Genomic DNA, 7,861 nt, shown 5'->3' on the forward strand with positions numbered 1-7,861 from the left:
TGCGGCCACGGGGAATCCGGATGCGCGCGTGGTTCCGATCCGGCTGGCCGACGCGGGTGTCGGCGATCTGCTGCGCGAGGGCGACCTCGTCGATGTGCTGACGGTCGCGCCGGGATCCGGAGATCTCTCCCCCAACGCGCAGGTGCTGGCGACGGGCGCGACCGTCGTGCTCGCACATTCCGCAGAAGGTGCTCGTGACCAGCGTGAACGCGTGGTTCTGCTGGCCCTGGCGCCGGATCAGGCAACGGCGGTCGCGGCGGCGTCGCTGGTCAGCGCGCTGACCGTGACGTTGCACTGAGCTGTGCGAACCGGATGCACCGAGCCCTGCGAACCGGATGCACTGAGCTCCGCGAATCGGATGCACTGAGCCGCTGTGCAAACCGTGGAGTTGGTTTAAGGTTCCCCTCGAAGCTACATGTGATCGGCACCACATATACGAGGAGAGCGGACCATGCTGAAGGGCTTCAAGGATTTCCTGCTGAGAGGCAATGTCCTCGACCTCGCCGTCGCGGTGGTCGTGGGCACCGCGTTCGTGGCCATCGTGACGGCCTTCACCGAATACATCATCAACCCGCTCATCGCTGCGATCGGCGGCGACAACGACATGGGCTGGGGCTTCCAGATCCTTGCGAACAACCCGGCCACGTTCGTGAACATCGGCGCGGTCATCTCCGCGGCGATCAACTTCGTCATCATCGCGGCGGTCGTGTACTTCGTGCTCATCGTTCCGGCGAATGCGGCCAAGAAGCGGTTCGCGACGGAGAAGTCCGACGAGAAGGCCAGCGCGGAGGACCTGCTCATCCAGATCCGCGACATTCTCGAGGCGCAGGCGGGTCACGCCGGTGCGCACGCGAAGGATGCTCCGAAGCCGTAAGCCTTTCAGAATCCGAACGGGCCGAGCACGAAAAGGACTGGGCCCCTCGGAATTCCGAGGGGCCCAGCCTTTGTTCGGCGATTGCCGGACTGCCGTTGTTTAGACGGTCCAGGCCTTGCCGTAGGTGGTGACGTTGTCGCCGTTCGCGGTGATCACGCGGACGAACGGACGGACCTGGACGGAGCCGAGGACGCCGGAGGCCACACCGTGGACGTTGGCGAACTGGACGGTCTTGTAATCACCGTCGAACTCGCCCTCGGCGACGACGAGTTCCTCGATACCCGGAGCCGGGCTCAGGGAGAGCTCGGCGCTGGCCTGCGGCAGGATGCTGTCGATGCCGGCTTCGGCGTACGGGCCGTCGGCATCGGCGCCGACGATCGCCTCGAGGCCCGGGGTGGAGTAGCTGACACCGATGGAGCCATCGATGCTGCCGGCCCACGCGAACTGGTAGCCGAACTGGAACGTGGTGCCCTCGGCGTCGGCAGCGCCCTCGCCGATCAGGTTCGCGGTGCCGCGACCGTTGTGGAAGAACTCACGGTTGAACGGGCTGCCACCGAGCGCGGGAACACCGGTGATGTTGGTGTCTTCCTGGGTCACGACGACCTCGAGGCCGTCGGAGATGATGCGGTTCTGGTCGTCGACAGCGGCCTGCGCGGTGCCGGTCGCACCCAGGACGAGGCCGAGAACGGCGGCACCGGACACGGCGGCGTTACGGGCGGCCTTGAAGCCACGCGACTTGATTCCCATGATTACTCCGTATTTCGTGGTGGGGATGTACTGCGAGGTGTGGCTGATGCCGGACTAGATGGTCCAGACCTTGCCGTAGGTGGTGACGTTGTCGCCGTTCGCCGTGATCACACGAACGAACGGACGAACCTGCACCGGGCCGATGACGCCGGTGGCGGCACCGGACACATTGGCGATCTGGACTTCCTTGAAGTCGCCGTTGAATTCACCCTCGGCAACGACGAGCTCCTCGATGCCCGGGGCCGCAGTCAACGCCACACCCGCGTTCGCCTGCGGCAGGATGCTGTCGACCACGTTCTTCTGCGTCTTGGGCACGTACGTGTACGCAGGGATGGGCTCGCCGTTCGCGTCCAGCACCTCGTTGCCGAGGCCATCCCTGATGAAGATCGGGTCTCCGTTGGCCTCCGTGGCGGCGACGTAGTTGCCGGTCGTGGTCACTGCGAGATCCGGCGAGTTCCAGCTCACACCGATCGAGCCGTCGATCGCGGCAGACCACGCGAACTGGTAGCCGAATTGGAAGGTGGAGTCCTCGAAGTCGGCAGCGTCGGGGCCGACGATGTTGGCGACGCCGACACCGTTGTGGAACCACTGACGGCTCAGCGGGCTGCCGCCGATCGGAGGCACACCCTGAATGAACGTGTCCTTCTGGGTAACGATCACCTCGTTACCGGCGGACACGATCCGGTTCTGGTCGTCGACGTCGGCGCTGGCCACACCCGTCGATCCGAGGACCAGACCAGCCACGGCGGCACCGGCCACCGCGGCGTTGCGGGCAGCCTTCAGGCCGCGTCGCGTCTGAATCTTCATGAATGCCTCATCCATTCTCTGCGTGCCGGGTTCAGCACCCGCGTCCGACAAGTTGTCGTGTCGCCCGCGAGGCATGTCACACCGAGCGCCGCCGAGGCAGATCCCCCGTCGATGCCGATGCGCACATCATCCGCACGGTAGCTGTGTTACCGATTCGTGATAAAAGACCCGGAATTGATGCCCGGGTCTTTACTCTTTCGAACCTGTGCAGAGATTAGACGGTGACCTAAACGCGGGCAATGGCTACCCTCACATGCCCTGGCAGGAGGCGGTGCGGGGCCATTCCGGCAACGTTTCGGGAAAGTGAACGATAACAATCAGGTCACGGTATGGCATCCGTCACGACAGGTGATCGGGTCGCAGGTCCTTCGCGGTCAGGGCAATTCAGACATAGACGCTGGTCGGGCCCTATCCGCAGGAGGCCGGAGAGCCCGGGCGTCACAGCCGGACAGGATCGCATTCCTTGCGTACGCGCGCAGGATTCCCACCATGTGGCATTTGCGAATGTTTCGGAAAGGTTTCGCAAAGGCGAATCCGAGTTGAAGTCCGACCCGACACGGAAATGGACGAGTGTCCGAGATCACACTTTGCCGTGGTGTGGAGGGACCTGTCTGCGGAGCCATTCGTCGGATTCCGACCGCTCTTCGCCCGGCTCCCGCTCGTCTCGCGTCGTCTCCGGCAGCACCTCTCCGAAGATGCGCGCGAGCCGAGCCCGGTCGATCCGACCCTTCCTACCTGGGGTTTCACCCTTCTTTTCACCCCGGGTGGTGTTCTTACCGGTGTCGGCGCCCTCTACTTCGTCGGCCACAACGGTCACTCCTCCAGCCGCGACAGTTCCTGGATGACGTGCGCGGCCAGCGGCGTCAGGGTCGCCATGCCGTCGCGGATCGCGGCACGCGAGGAGGCAAGGTTCGCCACGAGCGTCGAGCCGGACACGCCGACCAGCCCCCGCGACAGCCCGGCATCGAGGGCACCGGCCGACAGTCCCGACGACCGCAACGCCTCGCTGATGCCCTTCAACTCGTGATCGAGGACTTCCTCCGTCGCGTCGGGCGTCACGTCGCGCGGCGACACCCCGGTACCGCCGACCGACACCACCAGGTCGACGCCACCGATCACCGCGGTGTTGAGCGCGTTGCGGATCTCGACCTCGTCGGCCGCGACCGTCACGACGCCGTCGACGACGAAGCCCCCTTCCTGCAGCAGCTCCGTCACCAGCGGGCCTGCGGAATCGGGATTGTCTCCGTGCGCAACACGATCGTCGACGATCACGACGAGTGCACGGCCGGTCCTGGGCGCTTCGAGTTCCATGGATCCCACGGTAGTTCCCAAGTCGAGGAGAAGAGCGGTATCGGTCACCGGCGGCCTGTCGTACACCGTCAGCGCTCCTCGGCGGCGACGAGCTGCACGTCGACGCTCTTCTCGTTCTTGCCCTGGGCATCGGTGTAGGTGATGCGGACGGTGTCGCCGGGCGCATGGGACCGGATCGCCGCGATGAGTGAATCCCCGTCGGTGACGAGCCGGTCGTCGACCTTCGTGATGATCGAGCCCCGCGGGATGCCGGCCTTCTCCGCCGGGCCACCCGCGGTGACCTCCATGACGGTCGCGCCGCGCGCGTTGTCCTGCGACGGCACCTGCACACCGATGATGGCGTGGGTCGCCGAACCGTTGTCGATGAGTTCCTGCGCGATCCGGCGAGCCTGATCGATGGGGATGGCAAAGCCCAGACCGATGGATCCGGACTGCCCTCCGGATGTGGCGATGGCCGTGTTGATACCGACCAGCTGACCGTCCATGTTCACGAGGGCACCGCCGGAGTTACCGGGGTTGATGGCGGCGTCGGTCTGGATGGCGTCGATCACGGTGTTCTGGTTACCCGTCTCCCCGCTGGTGGACACCGGCCGGTCCAGGGCGGACACGATGCCGGACGTCACAGTGCTCTCGAGGCCGAGCGGCGAACCCACCGCGACGACGGCCTGTCCGACCTGCAGCCCGTCGGACGAGCCGAGCTCGATCGGGGTCAGGTCCGTGCGACCCTCGGCGCGTACGACCGCGAGGTCCGAGATGGGATCGGCACCGACGACCGTGGCCGGCGCGGAACTGCCGTCCGCGAAATACACGGTCAGTTGCGCGCCCGGGCCGCCCCCGGCGGCGACGTGGTTGTTGGTGAGGATGAGCCCGTCGGACGAGAGGATCACGCCCGAGCCCTCCCCCTGCGTGGTGCGTCCGACGATTCCGATCCGAACGACGCTGGGCACGACCTTCTGCGCGACCGCCTGCACCGATCCGGCCGGCGCGTTCGCGATCGTCGTGGTTTCCGGTTTCGATGCGTCGAGCGAGTTGACGACCGCCGGTGCGTCGTTGTTGCCCACCGCCAGCGCACCGACGACCCCGCCGACACCGCCGCTGAGCAGGGCCAACGCAATCGCGCCCGCGGCCAGTACACCCCGGCCGGGTCGAGCGGGCTGCTGGTGCCCCGTCTGATGGGGAGGCTGGGCTGTGAACCCGGACTGCGGAGTACCGGGGTGTGGCGTGCCCGGCTGGTGCGGTCCCTGCTGCGGGGTCGCGCCGAAGGGTTCGGTCCGACCGTATCCCTGGTATGGGGTGGTCGGCGGCTGGTACGGCTGTCCAGGGTTCTGGTCGTCGCTCATCTCGTCCCCGTTCGTCCAACTTCCGGATTCCTACATATTCCAGATTGGACCCGATCGCTGAGAAGTCACTTAGAAGACGCAAAGGAATTTGCTGTCAGTCCCCTGCGGAATAGCTGTCAGGAACCTCGTCCGACAGTTCGGGGGTTCCCGGCAGCACGATGCGGATCAGCGCACCGCCGCGCGAGGACCGGTCGACCGCGATCGTGCCCCCGTGTTTCATCACCACCTGTCGCACGATCGCCAGGCCCAGCCCGGAGCCGGGCATCGAACGCGCGGTGGTCGCCCGGTAGAACCGTTCGAACACGAGCTCGCGTTCCTCCTCGGGGATGCCCGGGCCTGCGTCGTCGACGGTCAGTTCCATCAGGCCCGTGCCGATCTGACGCATCCCCACGAGCACCTCGGCGCCCGACGGGCTCCACTTCGCGGCATTGTCGAGGACGTTGAGGACGGCGCGCGACAACGTCGCATGATCGCCGTACACGAACCACGGTTCGGTGGTCGCGGTGAAGTCGATCTCGGTGCGGCGACGCCGGGCCCGTTCCAGGCTGCGTTCGACGACGTCGGCGATGTCGACGGGCTCGAACACCGTCTCCGGGGCGTCCTCGCGGGCCAGGTCCACCAGGTCGCCGACCAGTGTCGACAGTTCCTCGATCTGCGCGATCACGTCTTCACGCAGTTCGGCCATGTCCTCGTCCGGCAGCTGCGGCGCCCCGGGCCGGCTCGCCGCGATGAGCAGTTCCATGTTGGTGCGCAGCGACGTCAACGGGGTCTTCAGTTCGTGCCCGGCGTCGGCGACGAGGCGGCTCTGCCGTTCCCGGGACTCGGCCAGCGCCCGCAACATCGTGTTGAAGCTCTCCGTCAGGCGGGCGAGTTCGTCGTGACCGGTCACCCGGATGGGTCGCAGGTCGTCGGTGCGGGCGACGCGTTCGGCGGCGGCCGTGAGCCGCGCGACCGGTCTCAGGCCGGTGCGGCCCACGGTCGCGCCACCCGCGGCGGCCAGCACGACCCCGCAGCCGCCGACGACGAACAGCACGCTGGCCAGGCGATTGAGGATCTGCGCGGTCGGTTCGAGGCGTTGGGCGATGACGACGGTGCTGCCGTCGGGGATGCGCTGCGCGAGCACCCGCTGCTGCGACACCGTCCGCAGCGACGATTCGGCCTTGCCTTCCGCGACCGCGAGTTCGGGTTCGCCGATCGGCACCGTCGAACCCGGCGGCACGTACCGGCCGAGATCCGGATAGATGAGCGCGACGCTGATGACGGAGCTGTAGAGCTTGGCGCCGCCGATGTAGCGGGGGTCGTAGGTGATGAGGGTGCTGGACTCGACGAGGGCGGACGCACGCGCCCGCAACTGCTGGTCCACGTCCGAATACAACGCCCGCGCGACGACCGCGTACGCGGCGATGGACGTCACGGCCACCGCGAGCGCGACCGCGCCCGCGGCCAGCAGCGTCACCCGGACACGCAGGGGCACCGAGCTGGTCAGCAGCATCGGAGGGCGCATGGGTCGCTTCACCGCGACCGCCCGTCGCAGATCGCGGTGGCCTCGCGCCCGATCACGGCGGCGTCTCGCGCAGGACGTAGCCGACCCCGCGAACCGTGTGGATCAGACGCGGCTCACCCTCGGCCTCCGTCTTGCGACGCAGATACCCGACGTACACCTCGAGGGCGTTGCCGGAGGTCGGGAAGTCGTAGCCCCACACCTCCTCGAGGATGCGGCTGCGGGTGAGGACCCGGCGCGGGTTCGCCATGAGCATCTCCATCAGGGCGAACTCGGTACGGGTCAGGCTGATCGATCGGTTGCCGCGGGTGACCTCGCGGGTCTCCGGGTTCAGCGTCAGGTCCTCGAAGCTCAGCGTCTCCTCGGTGGTGCGGCTCGGGTCGGGCCCCGCACGCCGCAGCAGCGCGCGCAGTCGCGCGAGCAGTTCCTCGAGCGCGAACGGTTTCGGCAGGTAGTCGTCGGCGCCCGCGTCGAGCCCGGCGACCCGCTCGGACACCGAGTCCCGGGCGGTGAGCACGAGGATCGGCAGGTCGTCGCCGGTGCTGCGCAGTCGACGGCACACCTCGAGCCCGTCGACGCGCGGCATCATCACGTCCAGCACCATCGCGTCGGGCCGGCTCACCATGACCTGATCGAGGGCGTCCTGCCCGTCGGTGGCCAGGTCGACGGTGTAGCCGTTGAAACTGAGGGATCGACGCAGCGACTCCCGCACTGCTCGATCGTCGTCGACCACCAGAATCCGCATGCCCACCAGTGTGGCCCGAACCGGCTGAGAACTCGCTGAGAGGTGTCAGTCCTCGCGTGGCACCCGCGCCTGCGGCAGGCTCCAGCCGCGCCACAGGGCGAGCAGTCGCAGACCGGTCGCGAGGACGGTACCGAGCACCAGCGCGATGTTCTGTCCGAAGCCCAGCTCGCGGGCAGCGACGAGAACCGCGGAGCCGAGCAGCGCCGGGATCGCGTAGAGGTCGCGATGCAGCAGCAGCGGCACCTCGTTGACGAGGACGTCGCGCAGGATGCCACCGCCGATCGCGGAGGTCGCGCCGATCAGCGCAGCCGCGAGGGGTTGCGCTCCGGCCTCGATGGCGATGGTCGCGCCGGTCGTCGCGAACAGGCCCATGCCCAGCGCGTCGAGCACGAGGATCTCCCGGTTCAGCTTCGACACCACCGTGTGCAGGTAGAACACGAGGACCGACGCGGCGAGTGCCGATCCCAGGTACCGCCAGTTGCTCAGCGACGACGGCGGGTGGATGTCGAGCAGCAGGTCGCGGACGATACCGCCGC

General features: G+C 67.4%; 10 protein-coding genes. 2 read left to right on the plus strand and 8 right to left on the minus strand.

The features are described 5' to 3' along the window. Together I0Q12_RS32820 and mscL are read left to right on the plus strand one after the other, a co-directional pair. Positions 1-298: RcpC/CpaB family pilus assembly protein (locus I0Q12_RS32820; RefSeq protein WP_231610607.1), on the plus strand; the 298-nt coding region annotated here is incomplete at its 5' end. A gap of 153 nt (positions 299-451) precedes the next feature. Then, a complete protein-coding gene (gene mscL / locus I0Q12_RS13740) occupies positions 452-874 on the plus strand; it encodes a large conductance mechanosensitive channel protein MscL (protein WP_197252450.1) in 423 nt (140 codons plus the stop codon). 99 nt (positions 875-973) lie between these two features. Here the strand turns inward: mscL and I0Q12_RS13745 are convergent, their stop codons facing one another. The 8 genes from I0Q12_RS13745 to I0Q12_RS13780 all read right to left on the minus strand — a co-directional run. Beyond that, complete coding sequence (locus I0Q12_RS13745) at positions 974-1,621, minus strand: MspA family porin (protein ID WP_197252451.1); 648 nt, start codon at positions 1,619-1,621, stop codon at positions 974-976. A 54-nt stretch (positions 1,622-1,675) separates the two neighbouring features. Continuing rightward, complete coding sequence (locus tag I0Q12_RS13750) at positions 1,676-2,428, minus strand: MspA family porin (RefSeq protein ID WP_197252452.1); 753 nt, start codon at positions 2,426-2,428, stop codon at positions 1,676-1,678. Positions 2,429-3,008: 580 nt separating this feature from the next. Beyond that, on the minus strand, positions 3,009-3,236 hold the full coding sequence (locus I0Q12_RS13755) for a hypothetical protein (RefSeq protein ID WP_197252479.1): 228 nt from the start codon (positions 3,234-3,236) through the stop codon (positions 3,009-3,011). 5 nt (positions 3,237-3,241) lie between these two features. Then, positions 3,242-3,739 carry a molybdenum cofactor biosynthesis protein B gene (locus tag I0Q12_RS13760; protein WP_197252453.1) on the minus strand — a complete coding sequence of 166 codons (498 nt, stop codon included), beginning with the start codon at positions 3,737-3,739 and terminating at the stop codon, positions 3,242-3,244. 68 nt (positions 3,740-3,807) lie between these two features. Continuing rightward, a complete protein-coding gene (locus I0Q12_RS13765) occupies positions 3,808-5,079 on the minus strand; it encodes a S1C family serine protease (RefSeq protein ID WP_231610608.1) in 1,272 nt (423 codons plus the stop codon). A gap of 94 nt (positions 5,080-5,173) precedes the next feature. Then, the gene (locus I0Q12_RS13770; RefSeq protein WP_197252454.1) at positions 5,174-6,583 is read right to left on the minus strand and encodes a HAMP domain-containing sensor histidine kinase; all 1,410 of its coding nucleotides are present in this window, start codon (positions 6,581-6,583) and stop codon (positions 5,174-5,176) included. A 52-nt stretch (positions 6,584-6,635) separates the two neighbouring features. Continuing rightward, positions 6,636-7,325: a response regulator transcription factor gene (locus tag I0Q12_RS13775; protein ID WP_231610610.1), complete on the minus strand. Its 690-nt coding sequence runs from the start codon at positions 7,323-7,325 to the stop codon at positions 6,636-6,638. Between the two features lie 45 nt (positions 7,326-7,370). Next, positions 7,371-7,861, minus strand: a 491-nt coding sequence (locus tag I0Q12_RS13780; RefSeq protein ID WP_197252456.1) for a trimeric intracellular cation channel family protein, incomplete at its 5' end; no start/stop codon positions are given.

Origin of the sequence: Rhodococcus sp. CX (assembly GCF_015865005.1) — a bacterium.
GTDB lineage: Bacteria > Actinomycetota > Actinomycetes > Mycobacteriales > Mycobacteriaceae > Rhodococcus.

Coding starts and splice junctions, on each gene's coding strand:
- I0Q12_RS13745 (WP_197252451.1), bottom strand. CDS start 1,621: ATGGGAATCAAGTCGCGTGGCTTCAAGGCCGCCCGTAACGCCGCCGTG.
- mscL (WP_197252450.1), top strand. CDS start 452: ATGCTGAAGGGCTTCAAGGATTTCCTGCTGAGAGGCAATGTCCTCGAC.
- I0Q12_RS13765 (WP_231610608.1), bottom strand. CDS start 5,079: ATGAGCGACGACCAGAACCCTGGACAGCCGTACCAGCCGCCGACCACC.
- I0Q12_RS13750 (WP_197252452.1), bottom strand. CDS start 2,428: ATGAAGATTCAGACGCGACGCGGCCTGAAGGCTGCCCGCAACGCCGCG.
- I0Q12_RS13770 (WP_197252454.1), bottom strand. CDS start 6,583: ATGCGCCCTCCGATGCTGCTGACCAGCTCGGTGCCCCTGCGTGTCCGG.
- I0Q12_RS13760 (WP_197252453.1), bottom strand. CDS start 3,739: ATGGAACTCGAAGCGCCCAGGACCGGCCGTGCACTCGTCGTGATCGTC.
- I0Q12_RS13775 (WP_231610610.1), bottom strand. CDS start 7,325: ATGCGGATTCTGGTGGTCGACGACGATCGAGCAGTGCGGGAGTCGCTG.